Source organism: Pedobacter steynii, from assembly GCF_900103665.1.
In the GTDB taxonomy this organism is placed as follows: Bacteria; Bacteroidota; Bacteroidia; order Sphingobacteriales; family Sphingobacteriaceae; genus Pedobacter; species Pedobacter steynii.
The window spans coordinates 144,787-163,327 of the sequence record NZ_FNGY01000013.1 but is presented as its reverse complement, the minus strand read 5'-3'; the positions used below and the strand labels follow the sequence as shown (position 1 = coordinate 163,327).

12 protein-coding genes are annotated in these 18,541 nt (G+C 41.3%); 1 reads left to right on the top strand and 11 read right to left on the bottom strand.

The window, feature by feature from the left end; genetic code table 11:
* Positions 1-15: 15 nt before the first annotated feature.
* The 11 genes from BLQ87_RS28725 to BLQ87_RS28675 all read right to left on the bottom strand — a co-directional run bounded on the left by BLQ87_RS28725 (position 16) and on the right by BLQ87_RS28675 (position 17,454).
* Positions 16-3,036, bottom strand: coding sequence for a TOMM precursor leader peptide-binding protein (locus tag BLQ87_RS28725; RefSeq protein ID WP_143010569.1), 3,021 nt, complete (start codon positions 3,034-3,036; stop codon positions 16-18).
* Positions 3,029-6,853, bottom strand: a complete 3,825-nt coding sequence (locus BLQ87_RS28720) for a TOMM system kinase/cyclase fusion protein (RefSeq protein ID WP_083362103.1) — start codon at positions 6,851-6,853, stop codon at positions 3,029-3,031. Before BLQ87_RS28720 ends, BLQ87_RS28725 begins: the two co-directional genes overlap by 8 nt.
* A gap of 45 nt (positions 6,854-6,898) precedes the next feature.
* On the bottom strand, positions 6,899-7,843 hold the full coding sequence (locus BLQ87_RS28715; RefSeq protein ID WP_074612339.1) for an FHA domain-containing protein: 945 nt from the start codon (positions 7,841-7,843) through the stop codon (positions 6,899-6,901).
* Positions 7,844-8,121: 278 nt separating this feature from the next.
* The gene (locus BLQ87_RS28710; protein ID WP_074612338.1) at positions 8,122-9,093 is read right to left on the bottom strand and encodes a metallophosphoesterase family protein; all 972 of its coding nucleotides are present in this window, start codon (positions 9,091-9,093) and stop codon (positions 8,122-8,124) included.
* 25 nt (positions 9,094-9,118) lie between these two features.
* Entirely contained in the window at positions 9,119-10,057 is a 939-nt protein-coding gene (locus tag BLQ87_RS28705) for a metallophosphoesterase family protein (protein ID WP_074612337.1), read from the bottom strand.
* A 439-nt stretch (positions 10,058-10,496) separates the two neighbouring features.
* Positions 10,497-13,310 carry a TonB-dependent receptor gene (locus tag BLQ87_RS28700; RefSeq protein WP_074612336.1) on the bottom strand — a complete coding sequence of 938 codons (2,814 nt, stop codon included), beginning with the start codon at positions 13,308-13,310 and terminating at the stop codon, positions 10,497-10,499.
* Between the two features lie 287 nt (positions 13,311-13,597).
* Positions 13,598-14,143 (bottom strand): leucine-rich repeat domain-containing protein, encoded by a 546-nt coding sequence (locus tag BLQ87_RS28695; RefSeq protein ID WP_074612335.1) that lies wholly within the window; start codon positions 14,141-14,143, stop codon positions 13,598-13,600.
* Positions 14,143-14,781 (bottom strand): LuxR C-terminal-related transcriptional regulator, encoded by a 639-nt coding sequence (locus BLQ87_RS34205; RefSeq protein ID WP_074612334.1) that lies wholly within the window; start codon positions 14,779-14,781, stop codon positions 14,143-14,145. Before BLQ87_RS34205 ends, BLQ87_RS28695 begins: the two co-directional genes overlap by 1 nt.
* Entirely contained in the window at positions 14,768-16,624 is a 1,857-nt protein-coding gene (locus tag BLQ87_RS28685; protein WP_074612333.1) for a 7TM diverse intracellular signaling domain-containing protein, read from the bottom strand. Before BLQ87_RS28685 ends, BLQ87_RS34205 begins: the two co-directional genes overlap by 14 nt.
* 133 nt (positions 16,625-16,757) lie before the next feature.
* Positions 16,758-17,279 (bottom strand): thioredoxin family protein, encoded by a 522-nt coding sequence (locus BLQ87_RS28680; protein ID WP_143010568.1) that lies wholly within the window; start codon positions 17,277-17,279, stop codon positions 16,758-16,760.
* Entirely contained in the window at positions 17,266-17,454 is a 189-nt protein-coding gene (locus tag BLQ87_RS28675) for a hypothetical protein (RefSeq protein WP_074612331.1), read from the bottom strand. The genes BLQ87_RS28680 and BLQ87_RS28675 overlap by 14 nt, the downstream gene beginning before the upstream one ends.
* Positions 17,455-17,668: 214 nt before the next feature.
* Between BLQ87_RS28675 and BLQ87_RS28670 the strand changes: the two genes are divergently transcribed.
* Positions 17,669-18,460: a hypothetical protein gene (locus tag BLQ87_RS28670; protein WP_074612330.1), complete on the top strand. Its 792-nt coding sequence runs from the start codon at positions 17,669-17,671 to the stop codon at positions 18,458-18,460.
* The last annotated feature ends 81 nt before the right edge of the window (positions 18,461-18,541 follow it).

The window sequence follows — 18,541 nt, the reverse complement described above, 5'->3', positions numbered from 1 at the left end:
GTTGGTTTTTTTATGTTAAAGAAATAATTCTTGCTTATTTAATTCCAATTCTGTTAATTTCTGTTCCTGCCAGCCAAGCTGTACCGGAAGGTCGAACAAACGGCTGTTTCCCAGTTCCGGCCAGATAAAAATTAAGCCGGGAATAATGACCTTAACGGTATGTAAAACGCCTGCAGCTCTGGTGGTGTTGACCACAAAAATGTCAAAGCCCAATCTCGCCGTTTGCGCCAAACAGTATTCCACATCTCCTTTAATGTCGGGGCAGACTGCAATTGCATAATCTTCAAACACCTTCTGCTTCATATTTGCCGCCGGATATAAAAATGGCTGATCTGTGATTTGATTAAACTTAAAAGCTGTTTTATGCTGACCAGCGATCACAACAATCTGATAGAGCTCCGTTAATGCCCTGGTACAGGCAATTGCGATCTCAGGATGTGCTCCAAAGCCCAGCCGGAATTCATTACTTACCTTATGCTTTCCAACAGCAACGACCACAGGAATTTCAAAATCATGACTTAGATCCAGCACCCAGTAGTCCCAATCTTCGCCGAGGGCATTTTTGATTTTACTCAGCGCATCTACATTCATGCCCGCTATACAGACTTCTGGTCTGGGAATCCGGTTGTACCACCATACCGCTACTGCATCTCTTTCTATCAGCTCCAAAAACCCTTGCAAGACGGCTTCTTCGATTGTATTTCCAGCCGCACAACCATTAGAGTCAAAACGCATATACACTTCATCTGCATAAGGCGTATTGCTATAACAAAACGTAAACGGAAACCAGGCCTTTTCCTGATTCAATAAGGAATATGCCGGTGTCCAGTGTAATACCGTATCCCTCGGCATTTCCTTCACCGCCTGCCGTTCATTCAGATTCTGAGCAAAGCGCTCCAGCTGATCCTGACTATAACGCTTTAACATTTCAGGAAAAAACGCTACCGCATCCAGCTGATCTCCCTTCGCATAGGTACATTCTTCCGTGCCATCATACATGGCATTGTATCTTTCTATCGCCTCCGATAAGGCACTTATTTTTGATTGTTCCTTAGAAATCCCCTTCCCTAAAGAGTATTGAATAAAATCATCGCTTTTCAGCAAGCCATTTTTCCGGGGAACTTTAGAAAAAACAGTAGCATAAATACTTAACGCTTCATCATCGCCAGTCAGGCAGTTAACCGGACCTACAACTCCTGTCAGGGAGCTAATAACTGATTCCAGATTTTTGATGGATTGCGAAGGAGCAACCGTACGATAGCCCCCGTCATTTGTCTTTATTTTAAGTCTTGGGCTTAATACCAGGGCCGACTGCTTATTTCCCTGTGGTTCATTACACTGCCTGCAACTATATTGCGGACTAACCGGGTGCACTGTTATTTCAGCGCTCAATGCATTGATGACAGTCAATACAGAAAGGTCATCTGCCATTACCCCATTTAATGTATCCACAAGCAATTTCCTATGATTAAAGAAATGATCAACAGAAAAAACAACAGGAATTGTCATTGCCCCGGACTTGTTCTCAGTACCCCATTTACGGACAGGCTGATTTCTCCAGAGCTGCAGGGAAAGACAGTCATAACAGGCATTTGGCGAAGATGAGATTGTAAATAAAGGCCCGAGCATCAGTTGTGCTCCGCTCAGCTTAATGATCACCCATTGCGCCATATCCTTTAAAAACTCCTCCTGTATCCTACCTAAACGTGGATCAAGAAGATCATCTGTAAAGACAAAAAGTGTAGGAATGTTTACCGAAATTTCTTTAACGAAGTCTGCCAACCCCATTGTTTCGGGAATATCAGTCAGCAATAACATCCTGTGCTCCCCAACAGAAATTTCTTTTGGGTCTGAGGCATAATCAGGTACCAGAACCAGTTCTTCCGGTTCTTTATCCAGCAATAATCCCGCATCCTGGAATAAATTCACACAATATATCGCAAAAACTTCCTCCTGCAAATTGTTATAAAATCTATTTCCGTTTAACAGGAAAGAAACTGCCGTCTCATACTCCTGCTGTGTACATATAAAATGATCTGTTTCGGCTAAAAAAAGAAAATTGCCATTAGCAGCTGACTCCCGGGTGTACCTTTTATTCCAAAATAAAGGTTTACCAAAATACTCAAGATTCTCTATTTTGTCTTCAGCCTTCCCTTCAAATTTATCTTTAGCTTTCCCTTCAAAAGCCAGCAATATGATTTCGTAAGGTGCTTCCCCGTTATTTTTACTTTTAAAATCCGCTTCAGCATTGGCATAGGCGGGAGAACTTCCCGCTAAAGTATTGTAACGGCCTATAATTTCACTTCCTGAAACAATAGAAGTGATTCCACTGATCTGCTTAAACCCTGCCTGGAAATGGACTTTTTTAGCACTTCTGTTATTGATAATCGTCCCGTCATAGGAATAATCCGGATGGCAGTAATCAAATAAGATGCTCAATTTCCCCTCCTGTGATCTTACTTTCTGACCTATATTATAAAGTAATTTCTCCAGTTTTTCCTGCGTTAAATAAGGAGATACCCCCTCCATGATCAGCAATATCGGTTGTGGATCAGCACTCCACAGTTCATCCAGCCAATTTGCATTTTCTATGTCATCACAAGCTTTGTTACTGATATTTGATTGTTCCTCATAAAGTACATTTCTAACCTCAACAACATGCTTCAGATCAATGTTAATCCATTTATTACCACTTCCTTTTGTAACCTGTTGTAACCTGTTCGCGCGGGAACAAAGACCACAACCTAAACTCAGTACCGTTGCCCCCCGGTTTTGCAATAAAAATGTGCTGGTGACCCGATCAAATATCTTTGCCCGTTCTGTGATGGAAAAGATGAAATCTTTATCTGTTTTATCGATCGGAATGGCTGCCTTAACTTCATTTTTTATCGCTACTGCGTAGGGATCAGAAAACTGAAATTCCGGATAATACAAGGTCGCCAAAGCCCTTGCTTCCAACGTATACATCATAGAATAAGACATCGATTCCAACAGCGCTATTTTATTGGAAACGACATGAGGAGCGCTCTTAGTCAAGTTGTTTTGTTTTTATAAATATTGATTTTGTTTTTAACAATTCCGCTTTATAGAAATACTCTTTATTTTCTTCACAAAGTGCAAGGCATTGATCTACCCGTTCCAATGCCTGCTCTTCAAACCCGTTTTCATACTCCCAAACTGCAGGTAATGCCTGGTAATAAGTCAGCCCTAATTTACAACCCATCCCATCCAGCTGTGCGATGATCTGATCTATCGAATGTACATCATCAATTGCCCAGCAGTTTAGTGCCGCTGCATAAGCAGAGAAGGCAACGAGGCCATATTCTTTAGCCAGGGTTAAAATCTCGATGGTCAGCGCTGCTGTCTTTTCTTTTTCACCTTCAAACTGGTGTATTGCACTGCGATACATCAAAGTAAGACAAAGAGAAGGGATATGACTGATCTTTCTGGACCGTTCGATCGCCCAATCTGCTCTTTCTTTTCCTTCTTCCTTTTTACCATTTAACCACATCACCTGTCCCAACATAGAAGAAGCATAACAAAGATTATCAATCCCGATAGTCAACTCATTTGGCAGGTTAACATCATGATTTAAAGCATTCATGATCGTCTCCAGAATGAGAATAGAGGCATCAAATTCGCCATCAACATAGAGGTGAATTCCCTTTAAAATTCCCGCAGATGTCTCCAAAGTAGGGTCGTTCAAGTCCTTTGCGAGCTGTATCAAATGTGCGGTGATCTCTTTTACTTTCTCCCGCTCACTCGCCACATGGTAATAAGTAATCAGCGCCCAGTAAGACGATACTGAATTCATCAGCGAAACCTTACTTTCTCCAGGATTTTGTACCAGCTTAAAGGCAGTTTGCACACTGTCCTTCACCTCTTTTGCAGACCAGCCGTACTTTGCCATCAGTGCATTCGTTTGAATGCAATAAATGGTCAGCTCATCATCTTTACTCTTTACCTCTTCCTCCTGACAACCCAGCCAATCAATGACCTGTTTTGCATAAGCCAATGCCTCACTATTTAAGGACCTGTCCAAAGATTGTTTGGCTGCCCGGATTCCATAATGTACTGCTTTCGGATGTATAGCCGCTTCCGCGAGATGTCTGGCGATTTCAAAGGGATTTTCCTTAACGATGGCGTGAAAATCACTTTCTAACACTTCTGCAATCCTTCCATGCGTCTCTCTTCGCTGTGAGTTAAGCATTCCATCATAAGCCGCATCCCGTATCAGGGCATGACGAAAAATATAGCTTTCTCCCTGTACGTTTCGTTGCAGGTAGATCAGGTCTTTCTTCAGCAGTTCTTCAATATCAGCCTGGACCACTGCCTCCTCCAATAAGGAAGATTTAACCAAAAGATCATAACTGAATTCCCTTCCGATAACAGCCGCTAACTGTGCCGTTTCTTTTGAAAATTTCAACTTATCCAGTCGCGCGTTAAGCAGGTCCTGAAGTGTAGTTGGAATGCTTTCCGTTAAAATATTTTCCCTCAGCTGATAAGTCTCGTCCTCTAAAATCAAATGCCCCTGATCAACCAGCATCAACGTAAACTCCTCTATAAACAATGGAACACCATCTGTTTTTTGGGTCATATATTCAAGCGCCCCATCTGAAATAAATTTCCCGGCCAAAACACCTTCGATCAATGCCCGGGTTGAATTTACAGCAAAGGGTTGCAATGTAATTTCTATTGGCTGTATTTGCTGCCAGTGATGCGCATGCTCCAGACGGGCAGTTAACAGGATCATCACCTTTCCCTGTCCGGATTGACTTATAAATTCAATAAACTCCTCGCTGGTTGGATCAGACCAATGCAAATCCTCCACCAGGAGCAGAAAAGAACTGCCTTTATCAATGGCAAAAAAGCACCTGACCAACGTATCAAATAGAATTTTCTTTTGCTCTTCAGGAGAGACCTGACTGATGCTCAGGTCATCAGGTACAGGAATTGCCAGCCAGGAACAAAGGATAGGAAAACTTCGCTCCAGATCACATCCAGCTTCGGTTAAAGCACGCTTCAACCTTTCTGCTTTTTCTTTGTTTTCTGTTGAACTATTGATTCCCCACTGACTATAAAACATAGTCAGGAAAGGATAGAGCGCATTATTCTGATGTTCAGGAAGACATTGGGCTACTTTTACCAGCCCTGCTCTTTTACGAATGTCTTTTACCACCTCGTAGCTCAACTTGGATTTGCCGATACCAGCCTGACCAGTCAGCAGGACCACCTTATTTTCCGGGGATTCCCATTCGTTTAGAACCTGATCCAGCTCAGTTGCTCTTCCGATCATTTTACGCCCGGTACTCCAGGGTCTTAAAAAGGAAAGTGCTTCTGCCTCACATTCCCCTTTCAATAAAAAGGCCGCAGCAATTTCAGGGGTAGAAGGAGCTGCAGGAAGGGAGTCAAATTCAAGAAAAGGCTGCAGCAATTTACGGGAACTTTCGCTCGCCAGAATTTGCCCTGGTTTGGCCTGATACATCAGATCAAAAGCCGTATTGGCAACCAGACCTTCGGGAAGCTGATGGTCGAATACCGTAACATTCCCGGTATTTATTCCCATTTGGATTTCCAGCTTCACACCATGCTGCTTATAAAGTGCAGTACTTCTTCGCCTCACTTCGCTCAGCAATTCCAGTGCAGTTCTACCTGCCCTCCGGGCATCAGTGTCGTTCACTTCGGGAAAACCAAAATAAACAACGATATGATTGGTGATGCTTCCTGCAATCGTACCTCCAAATTGTATGGCGGTATTTCGGCACAGGTTAAGCTGATCCTTTTGCAGGGCTTCCCTGATTTCTAAATCTGATTTTGTCTTTTCTGTAATTTCTAAATTCAGTTTCAGGCACAATACGGTCATTTGCTTTTTCTCTGTGAACGCATTCTTTTTCAAAATGAAATTAGCGACGGTTAGTGCATCATCCTGATCATCCAGGTCTTCTGAGTCCCGGCCACTGAGGTCACCTACAATCGTATTAAAGTTGATCCGTGCATATTCTTCAAACACCGCCTTTGCATCTCCCATTCGCTTATGCTGACTTTTATCTAAAACACGTCTCAGCAAATCTGCCAATGGGTGTCCTGCGATAAAAGATGGCAGCGGAACGTTCAAAGCATTGAGCTGATTATGAAATATTTCAGCAACGGATCCGCCTTCAATAGCAGGCCGTCCTTTCAAACATTCAATCAGGATCAAACCCCAGGCATACAAATCCGATTTCAGCGTTGGAAACTCTCCACGCAATTGTTCGGGAGCGCTGTAGGTTGGCGTTCCCAAAGCCTCCGTAATCAGGGTCAGATCCCTCGTATCGTTGGTTTGATTATTTTTGGTAAAAGCACCAATTCCAAAGTCCAGAATCTTAGCATGAGGCTTTGATCCGGTTTGTGTGACCATAATATTGGCCGGTTTTAGATCCCGGTGTACAATCCCCAGAGAATGGGCACAAGCCAGTGCATCTAAAACCTGCCCCATCAGCTCTTTTGTAGCTACGGCCGACAAGCCGCGATTGGTATGGATCAGTTCTTTCAAAGAGACTCCTGAGATGTATTCAAAGACAGCAAAGGGCTCTCCGGCAGCACCATATCCCCTGTCCAGCAATTTGACAATATTAGGATGGTTCATTTCAGCACAAAGCTGGGTTTCCCGCTCAAAACGCAAAATCTGACGTTTCAGATACTGCTCTCCTTTTTCCTTCTGGAGTTTCAGCATTTTTATGGCAACCGTTTGTCCGGTACTGATTTGCTTCGCTTTGTAAACTAACCCATAACCTCCTTCTCCGATCTTTTCATCGAGGGTATAGTTGTCGTGAAGCAGTAAATCCTTTTCTTTATTGTCCATTGTATATGACATGAAGTCTTTTTTTTGTATAAGATGATTTTCCGGAACGAACTTTATTTAATTGAAACTACCAATGGCATTTTCTTTATTTATCCGAAAGTTATTATGCTCAAACCGCAGCTCTCCATTTCGTCTTTCGATAACATTTGAAAGAAGATGACCGAAAGGGTTCAACTCCATTAAGCGCTTTCTCAACCGATGAATTTGTAAGTTCACATAGTAGTTATCGATTTCTTTCAACAGCTCCTTCCCCAGAAGCGAAGTTAATTTCTCCATTGAAATCCAGCCCAGTTCTGTTTCCTGACAACCCTCTTCTAAATCTGCCTGCCTCTTTCTGGCCAACGCAAGTAAAACCTGATTATAGGTATGTTGCCCCAGGTCCAGTTCAAGATTGTTAATCTGAATCTTTATCGCGACCTCTTCTTCATCTACACTCAAAGAGAATAAAAAGTGAGTTTCTATTGAAATTTCAGGAATACACAAGGTTTGATCGAGCACCTCGTTTTCATAAAAGCACCACTCTCTATCTGCAAAAAAAAGGTTTTGACCATGCGTCAGCGCAATAGTTTGCAGGCCATTATCCACATGCCACTTTGTATCTGCAGTCCTGTAAAAAGAGACCTCAGGAGATTCCTCATTTGGGTAAGCGCTATACGATGAAAGCTCTATAATTTCTTTATTTTCAGCTAATGATTCCAGAAAGCAGATTGGGGGATTGACATTCAACACCAGCCAAATGGTATCTTGCTCCTGTCCGAATTGGATTTGATTACCGGCGGCTAGTTTCATACTTAAATGATTGATCCTTCTTCCCTTAATCAGCGTCCCATTACTGCTTTGATCTGCAAGAAACCAGGCATTGTTGACAAAACTAACAACCGCATGTGATTTTGAAATGTCGTTTCCCGGAATAATAGTCCGATTGTGTTTTCCTCTTCCAAAATTATGAACAGAAAAAAGAACTACTATTTCTTCCGTTTGCAAATTCTTAATTAATGCCATATCGTATTTATGTAAGTAAGCGCTAATGTTGGTTCAGCATTTATACTTCAAACTTACGTGCTTTAACCGTACAAAAACCGCTAAAAATACCATTTTTTTAAGACATATCTACCTGAATATTGACTATTTATAAAATCAAAAAAGACACTTTATAGTTTATAAAATGTCTTCCTTTGTAATTTAAAATTATCTCAACGAATTACTCCCTTATTCCTAATCAATAAAGCCGCGGCCGGCATCAACCCTCAAATCTTTTTTGTTTAGTGGAAAAATCCCGCTTATTTAGTCAGATTCCTGCTGGAGATATGCGGAACGATCGGATAAATGTAATCGTCGGCCTTTACACCCAATTTTTCCGGTGAAGATCCTACAAAAACAGTTTTCCTACCCTGAATGGTAATCCTCCCTTTATGATCAATTTCGATCATTGCCCAGAGTGGGTCCTGGTATGGAACGGTATATTTGATATTCGGGCGTGCTTTATCTACCGCTTCAGAATAACGTATTTCCTTAAAATCATCCCCTAACCATTGATATGAAGCACTATTAATCTGCACATAGTGAATGTCATTGATGCGGTTATAATAATCCTGATGGTGGTGCCCACTCAATACCAGTATCACTTTTTTCCAGCCAGCCTTTTGATTGGCCTGCTCCAGCGTGTAACGAAGTAAAGTGCCATTTTCTAGCCCACCGGAATCATTGTCAAGCCCTTGATGGCAACAAATAACCGAAGGCAATGTACTCGCTTCCAAATCCTTCCTTAACCAGTCCAGTTGTGTGGCCGAAATGAACCTTGCATAACCTCCGGGCCTGGACTTGCTTTCATTATGTTCATTTCCATTGAGCACTACAAAATGAAAACCATTGCGGTCAAAAGAGTAGTACTTTCCTTCCGCTTTCCAAAAATCAACCACTTCATCAGGTTTAAAACCTCCATCCGTATCATGATTACCTATGACATGGTATTTAGGCCCTTTAAACTGATTCCAGACCTCCATCAGCGGAGCATTCGTTTTCTTTGGCATGCAGAAATCTCCCATCTGGATGATAAAATCCGGAGTTTTTTGATTCATATCGCTGATAAATGCCGACAATCGTTCTATTCCATCATGCATAATGTCATGATGCAAATCTGCGATCACCCCAAAGCGAATCTTTTTATCCGCAGGCTGAAGTTCAGGATAGCGCGCCAGCAGGAATGTACCTCCTGCAAGCCCTGTTTTTGTGAGAAATTCTTTTCTGTTCATTTGTGTATGTGTTTAACCTTAATTTTTAAGCTTCATATTTGATGTATTCATGATCAAAACTCCCATCATTGTAAAGATTGAGCAGGGTATATCCAGGTACGGTCTGTTTATAAGCACTTTTCCCATCATCCCCTGGTTCCCACCAAAAGCCACTTGTTGCCCCGTTACACAAATAGGTCACGTCATTGTACCAGACTTTATCCAGTAAATGAATGTGTCCGCTTAAACAAAGCTTCACATTTTTATTCTTGTTAAAGACCTCAATAAATTTCATAATATCAAGGTGATTATAACTTCCGCTTATTTTAAAAGGCCCCGTGGCATCCGGCTTACTGTCCGTAATTCCGGTACAACTGAGTAGCGGATAATGGGACATGATGAGAATAGGTTTGCCCTGGCTATTCTTTTCCACATCATTTACAAACCAGTTCCATTGTATTTCGTCCAGCATTCCCGGACTGGTAGGATGATTGCTGTCCAGCATAATAAAATGCCAGCCATTCCGGTCAAAGCTGTAGTAATTGTGTGGCATGTCCAGCATTTTCAACACCCCTGGCTTGCCATACATTTCGTCGCCTTTTCCCTGCCACCACATGTCATGGTTTCCCAAAACATGGTGCATTGGAGTACCCGCCACCACTTTAACGCTATCTTTCCAACAGGCCCATAGCTCCAGTACCCTTTCTTTTTTGATGTGATCATAGTCTGCGGCGTAGATGGTATCACCACCGTTCAGAATCAGGTCTACCTTATCCTTTTTTATTTTTTCCAGGCAATTCTTAAACCGGTTCACGGCATTATACTCTGGTCTGATGTGCACATCGGTGAGGTGTGCGATTTTTAAAACTCTTTTCTTTTTTAGCGTTTTTAGCGCTGAGGCAAGGACAGGAGTACTGGTCATACCACTTAGCGCAAGCGTTCCGCCGGCAAGCCCTAACTTTTTAATTAGATCTCTTCTTTTCATAATTGACATCAGGCAAGCGTGCTCAGCTATGGAGACGGATTACCACATTAGACGAATGGTTATATTGGTTATCTTTCAATTAGTCATTTGCAATATTCTGAAAAAAGACCAACTAAACATCGGCGGCAGAACTGATTACAAATACTAAACAAAAGTTTTATTTAAATGTAGTAGTTTTTATCAAAAAAAATGAAAGACAACGAATATTTTACACCATAAAAACGACTAAAATCAACAAAAAGAATCATTTAAGCTAAAAATAGTCGCGATTACATGTTTTTAACGCAGGCTCGTTAAAACAAAAAACACAATTATAGAGCTCCAGAATAAAACACAAATACTAAACAATAGTTCATTTAGACCCGAACAAAAACAACCCTGATTATCTTTCTTAGCACAGCAAGATAACCAGGGTTGCGAGGATTATTAATTATAAAAACTACAGACTCAGTTTTACGCCTACTTGTCCGCGAACTCCATACCGCTCTACTTGAGAAGGACGTTCCGGTACTCCGAAATAATACCGGTATTCTGTGTTTAGTAAATTATTCGCTTCAGCAAACAACATTAACTTCGGACTGATCCGATAAGAAAGGTTCGCATCCATTGAGGTATTTTTACCAAAGTATTCATCAGCATTTGCGCTGCTGCCATGCGTTACAATATTACTTCCCTTATGATTTAAAGCAACTCTTGCCTGCAACGCTTTGTTTTCATAAAATAAGGCCAGGTTAAACAGGTTATTCGCCTGTCCAGGGATGCGCACTTTCTCTGTCCTATCAGGAATAGACATTTTGGAACGGATAAAAGTGTAATTGGCATTGATTCCAAGGCCCCCAAGCAGTCCCGGAAGGAAATCCAGCTTTTTACTCAGGCCCAATTCAAATCCGGCAACTCTTGCGTCTGCACCATTCTGATCCTGAACCACTCTTGCATCTTGTTTACCATTAAATTCAGCATAAAATTTAGAATCAGAGAAGATCGGATCTTTGACACTTTTATAAAAAGCACCCGCGGTGATTGCACCTACATTGCCGAAATAATACTCCGTCATCAGGTCCAGGTTATAAGACTTAACCGGCTTAATCAGCGGATTCCCATAAATGAATTTATTGTCCTGCGTAGTATAAGTACCACCGGCAACCAATGAACCAAAGTCCGGTCTGGCAAAAGTCTTCGTTGCCGCAATCCGGACATTTACATGATCATTTGGCGAGTATTTTATATGGAGCATAGGCAATAGCGTTGTATAGCTATTCCGCTTTGTTTGAGGCGTTAATTTCCCTCTGTAATTCGGTTGTCCAGCTACTGCTTCATACAACCAGCCATCCACCCTAAGGTCTGTATTTTCAACCCTTACTCCCCCGATCAGGGTCAACACTTCTGAAGCTTTCCATGTACCCATTGCATATCCTGCACTTTGCTTTTCATACACATCAAAGTTAGATCCGGTTTGTACTCCGTTTGCCAGCAAAGCAGAGCCTGTTGAATCGACTTTCAGGTTAGCCCTGTATTTGTTAAAGAAGTTATCCGTCTCTGAGACCGACATAAACTTAGGGAAGATTCCATTAAACTGATGACCAAATTCCTTTGCATAATCATTGGCGTAAGGCTTATTTACAAGGTTAAAATCGGTATAAGCCGGCGGCGGCGTAGTCCCTCCTTTATTGTCCCATGTCCAGGTTGGCAGTTCATACCTTTCGGTACGCAATTTATCCCTGTACTTCAATCCTGCCTTGAATTCAAAATCTGAGTTGATTTTATTTTTAAAGTTTACCTGGGCCACTACACGATCTGTTTCATTAATGTGATGAAGCTCCATCTGTACCGAGCTAAAAGTATATTTACCGGCATCATTAACCGCATTCTGACCTGGAAGGTGCGTTTGTGGAGAGTTGGGATCAATATCACCACCGTCCACCTGATAAGCCGCATACTTTCCGCCAATCAAATTGGTATATCCTACTTTATTCTGATCATATTGAACGATATAATACGAAGGAAAATCTTTGTTTGGAATATCCCCATAATTAAAATCATTGTTATAATGGGAGATTTTAAAATCTAAAGTTGAGTTTGTCCCCAAGCTAAAATCACCACCTACATCACCACCAAATAACCTTGTTTTTAAGATATTATGAATATTCTGAGCTTCAGCGCGGTCCTTTTCATAGCGCAAACGCAGTTTATAATGCTTCTCATTGTCATTAAGGGAACCATACATTCCCCTCACATAGATTTTAGAGTTTTTACCCACTTTATAGTCCGCCGCTCCGTTAAAACCCATGGTACGACGACGGCCATAATAATCACGCAATTCCATACGTGCTATATTCTGACCAGCAAAACGTGGTTCATAATTGTCTGTCGCCCATTGTCTGTTCCAGACAGATCCATTGACCAGGAATCCAAACTTATCATCTTTGCTGCGATTGCCATAAAGTACATTTCCGCTAAAAGCACCACCATTAGCTTTTGCGTTATAACCACCGCCCAGTGAAATGTCGAAAGTTTCCTTATCAGGAGAAGTCCGCGTAATAAAATTGACATTTCCTCCCAGCGCATCACCTTCCATATCCGGAGTGAGGGCTTTGGAGATTTCCACAAACTGAATCAGTTCTGTTGGAAAAAAATCGAAGGCCGTAGAACGTGAATTCGTCTGCTCCTCAGCCGTCGGAATCCTGTCGCCATTAATGCTGGAAGAGCTCCATTCTGCTGGTAATCCCCTTAGAGAGATGAACCTTCCTTCGCCCTGATCTCTCTCCAGAACTACACCAGAAACCCTTTGAACTGCTTCACCGGCATTACGGTCCGGTAATTTCCCAATTCCATCTGCCGCAATTACATTCACGATTCTCGGGCTTTCTTTTTGCATATTTAATGCCCTGGCTTCGCTGCCCCTTCGGGAAGAAGATCCGTTTACCGTAACCTCAGTCAGGTTATTTTCATTAGAGCTGAGTAACAATGCACCGAGATTGGTAATTTCTCCTGCTTTTAGGGTCACCTCTTTTTCCAATGGCTTATAGCCAATAAATTTCACCAATAATGTATAATTTCCAGCGGCCACATTCGACATCCGGAATTCTCCTTTCACATCAGAACTGCTTCCTGAACCATTCCCTTTCAGGAAGATGGAAGCACCGGGAAGGGGCCCTGCGTTGTCGGTAACTTTACCAGTCAATGCTCCTTTTTGAGCAAATGCGATACTGCTCAGCAATATCAGCGTAGAAGAGAGTAGAAATTTTAGTTTCATCAGGCTTTTTTTTCGTTGTTAATCGATCATGCAAACCTAAGTTGATGTTTAGCATTAATTACTATTGTATACAAATAGTAAACAAACGATAACAATCTCTTAACATAAAAAAAGCGCATAAGATGCGCTGAAAACGAGCCAATTACCCTGCGAAAAAGGGCTAAAAACCCAGCATTAACCAAGAAAAAAGATAGGTTGGACAAAGAAATATTTGAACGGTATTTTACACACCCGGAAAACCTGAACCTGGGCGAAATTTCATAAAAAGTAACCCACAAAGAATTTAATTAAACGTCCCGGAATCCGCTAAAATGATCAGGTCTTTTTCTTTCGTACGCTTTATGGTTCACCAAAAATTCACATTCCGGCGGCAAAGCAGCTTCGATTTTTGACAAGAATTCTTCATCTCCTTCCGAAGCGGAAACCAGAAGTAATTTTAAATTCCTTAAACATCCGATCTTCTCTAATCCATCAGGGCTGATTCCCGTTCCCCCCAAATGAAGTAATTCTAAACTTTGTATTTCACACAGGAAATCGATACAGCCATTGTCTATCGCGCTGCACTCTTTAAGCCTCAGTTCTTTCAGGACTTCTAATTGGGTTAAATAACCAATTCCTTCATTGGTTATATCCGTGCCGTCCAGGTCCAACTGCTCAATAGACTTCACATAACCGACCATTCTTAACAGCCCTTCGTCATCTACATTATAGATTCTAAAATTTACCCGTTTAAAAGAAGTGGGAATTTCATTAACGCCATCAGGAAGATTGAAATAACAGAAATTCGCCCAGAATTGCTCTTCCTTTAATCTTTGCAATTTCTTTCTTCTCATCAGATATCAGACTGAGGATCAATAACATTACCGTTCATTTTCAAAATCAAATCGGCTACATTTTTAGTACCCAGCTTTTTACCTATGTTCTTCCGGTGTGTTTTTATCGTCAGCTCAGCTACAAACAGCGCTTCCGCAATTTCCTTACTTGTTTTGCCAATCGCGATGAGCGAGATGATCTCTTTTTCCCGTTTTGTTAACCTCAGCTGCTGCGTAAAAGAATCTTCAAAAGTATGGGCCACAATGATGTTCGGATCAAGGTACAATTCTCCTTTTTTCATTCCCTCAAGTGCGTCTTCCAGAATGTTTTTTCCTGATATTTTCAGCACATAGGCATCTCCTTTAAAATTCGCCGGATTTAAACCGATATCCGAAGGCTGATACATCGAAAGAATCATGATTTTAAGCCCCCTGTATTCTTCCTTTATTTTCGTCAGCAACTCCAATCCATTATAGGGTGGCAGGTTGATGTCAAGCAATAAAAAATCAATAGGATGCTGTCTCAGTAAACTAAACATTTCCGGAACAGAAGCGGCTACAAAGGACAGTCGCAGATCAGAATTGCCAGAAATGATATTACTCAGGCCTTCTGCAAACAGCACGTGATCGTCGGTGATGCCTATATTATATGTTTTCATTGTTGTGCTGATTAAATTCAATAGAAATGCTGAAACCTTTATCTTCAGCGCTGTCGATACTAAAGTTACCTTTGAGCAGTTTGACGAGGTCTTCCAAACTTTTTAACCCCAGGCCGTCGCTCATTTTATGCTGATCCAGACCTACACCATTGTCCTCGGCGTAGATAGAGACCAGGTCCTGCTCCACCATCACCTGTAAAAATCCCGAACTTGCTTTGGAGTGTTTTAACAGATTTTGAAGTATTTCCTGTACCATTCTATAGATAATAATCTCGTATTGTACGGAAATCCTGTCTTTATGCCCCAGCCATTCAAACTGTAAATCAATCTTCCCGTTATTGATAATTAACTTCACCATTTCGGCAATGGACAGATACAATCCTTTATCCTGCAAAACCAGGGGGGAGAACTCATGGCTCATCGTCCTCACCTCCTGCCCCAATTTAGTGATGGCCCCGGCGATTTTATTCCGCCCCTCTTCTGTTAGCGGCATATTATCCGTTTCCAATCTTAGAAAACCAAGGTTCGCCCCTACGGTATCGTGTAAAAGTGACGACATGCGTTGCATTTCTTTTTGCTGATAAATGGCTGTTTCGTTAAAAATATTTTCCTGCTGAAGCTGAGTTTCCTTCAACAGTCTTTCTGAGTCATCTTTATAGGATTTGAAACGCAGGGCCAGGGCAAAGGCCATCACCATACCTTCGAAAAATAAGCCCCAATAGACGGCGGAAGAAGTAAAATCGTTCCTTGGCAGAATTTCATTTTGCTGAAGGACGTAAATTATTGAGGACACAAAAACAATCAGCAGGGAAATTACAGAATACCCCGCATAGCGGACGCCTTTTTTAAGGCAATAAACACCTTCCACAAGGATTACCATCAATACCAGGGGATAAACCACTCTGTTGGTGTGTACCCAATATCCCTGAATCTTATAATTTCCTGAAGCGGAAGTCGCAACAGCCAATACAAACAAAACCCCAAATGCGACCAGCAGACGCTTATTGAAAAGATACATCCGGGGCATTTTCTCCGGAAGGTTCATCAGGGTATTGAAAAAATTAACCTGGGGTATAAAGCTAAGTGCAAAAGCTGCAGGTCTGATGATGTCATTCAAAAAGGGATATTCAGGGTAGAAATACATAAAAAGATGCCCCATGCTTGTTCCCAGGTAGAGCGCAATCATCAAAATGTAAATGCTATACCACAGATACATACTCTGTCTCATGCTGACAAACAGATAAAAATTAAAAACAAATAGAAACACGGTGATTCCAAGAAATAAACCAAAGAGCAGGTTCTTAGACTGACTGGCATAGAGATAATACGTTTCTGTATAAAAGTTAACCGGAAGATCGAGTTTGGTATATCTTTTATCTGTGGCAATTACAAAATCACAGTCTTTATACTCCTGGCCGTTAATAGGATAAATGAAGGAAGCCGTAGGCAAGGGCCGGGCAGAAAATACGACATTATCCCCACTACGCTCAAATGCCTTTACAATACTGTCTTTTTTTATGATCCAGCATCTTAAAAAATTGATATGAGGATTGTTGATGTCTATAAAATTAAAATCCCCATACCTCAGCAAGGTCCGGATCGGAATTTTAAGCCATACACAATGCGGAGAATTACTAATGGGTATTTTACCGGTACTGAGCACCTTCCAATGCTTCATTTTTAAAAAGGCCGAATCACTAAAATCATTGCCGGAACTGAATGCATACTGAATACGGGCACCGGGATACTCAATCTGGCGGCCATTACTGGTGATTTCCAATTGTGCCCATGCAGCTGGAGCCGTAAAAAGCAACAAAATATAGATCAGCAGTTTCCAAAGCATCTCATAAAAGTAAACAATACAATTTCGAAATGAATAGAAAGGCTTTAAAATACTCCTTTATAGGTATTGTTTTGAAATTGCCTCTTTTCCATTTTTGAGTAACAAACGAAAATTCAGCCAGACAATAGAGAAATCAGTTGATGCCCTCAGAGACCTGATCAGACGATCGGGTCTTCTCTTCTTTCAGATAAGCCAGCAACAAAGCATTTAAATCCTTTGGTCTGAGGTAACCGGAGAAACTATATTGCACTTTATAGTTCGCATCGAGAATGAACCACATGGGATAAGCCATCTCTTTATTGCCCTTTCCCAACGCCAATACCAGTTCGTGAATCCCGGTAGACGGTCCATTGGGCTGAAAATGATACTGTTCATGATTAAAAGATATGGTTTCCTTATGTCCTGCATTCAGCCTGAGGTAATACACATCCTTGCCTAACAAAGAAGAAAGTTCTCCAGACTTCTTTACCCCATTTTCCTGCATACTACAATAGGTACACCAATCTGTATACACATTGATGAGGATGGGTTTTGGATGTTTAGCCAAGCTGTCTGGCAAGGCTCCGAAAGAAATGGCCACCTCGTTCTTTTGAGCAAAACCCATAAAAGGCAATAGGCCCAGGAGCAGACAACAGCAAAGTTTAGTCGAAATCATATGCCCCTTTTCTTTGATGATGGTCTTTTACAACTTTTAATGCCTGCTTCAGTTTCGAGATTTCTTTAAGCAGCTCTGTCGCCTTTTTCCTATCCTTAAACATTAGGTTCTCTCTGCTGATCAATACTTTTCTGTTCGATATTTCTGTTTGAAGTACTTTTATTGCAATTTCCATGATTGATGATTTAATTAAATAAGCGCCCGCAAATGCAGGCGCTTAAAAGGAAACCTATGGCTTTTACCTGCGTTACAGATGAGTTTCCTTAACCTTATTTAGACAAATCTAAATAAAATAAACACACAACCAACACAAAAAGTTAGATAAGACTAATTATTGACGGAATATTGCTTTTTTACGTACTTTACAAAACATTAAAAACATCAGAACTATGGGATACGACATCAGCTATCATCCAATAAATGAAACAGAGATCAAAGAATGGTATTTTGACGTACTTAACGATCCGGAATTAATCACTGGTATTGCTGGTCAGTATCAGGTAGAAGATTTCTATAAAGAGAAGTATCAACAGGTAATTAATATTGGTTTAGGAACAAACCCAGATGATTCTTTTGAACGCTCCCATGGTTATTACATCGCAGTTATACAAGGTTTTCTCCGCAAGTATTACTATACCAGAGGTTCTGCATTCTCATTTCTACTGGAAGAAAGACCATACTTTGAAAGATATACCAGAGATTTTAAAACGATAGTACCGGACAGCATTAGCAACCCAATCAGCAACAGAATTGCTCAGAATTACAGTTCAGGTGTATTTATTCCGGCAACACAGGTCGCCCGGTTATTGGAAGATTATGAAAACGATCAGGCAGTAAGGACAGATCTTGACGGTTTTTTCTCGGATGGCAGAATCGGGGTTTTCCTAAGGGCATTGGAAGACGCGAAGCAACAAGCGCTTGGTTTGCTCGAAGCGACAGAAGTAGTAGAACCAAATCCTTTAAATCTGAATGATTCCGCCTGTTATTCCAATTTGTTTAATTGTGATCAGGAAGGCGCCTATCTTTTCAAACAGGCGGCAATGGCACAAATGAAAGCGATGGAAGAACAGCACAACCTTCAGCCCGGAGAAATAGCGAACAACGCCGAACGTGTGGTAATGAATACAGAAGAAATCGAAGAAAAAGAAAAGAAAGGTTTTTGGAAAAAACTACTCGGATAACTTTCTTCTCTATAATTTCTGTAAAGTCATATCTTTCTATTTCTGTAGGATCCCTGCTTAGGTTCTCCGGATTAACCCGAT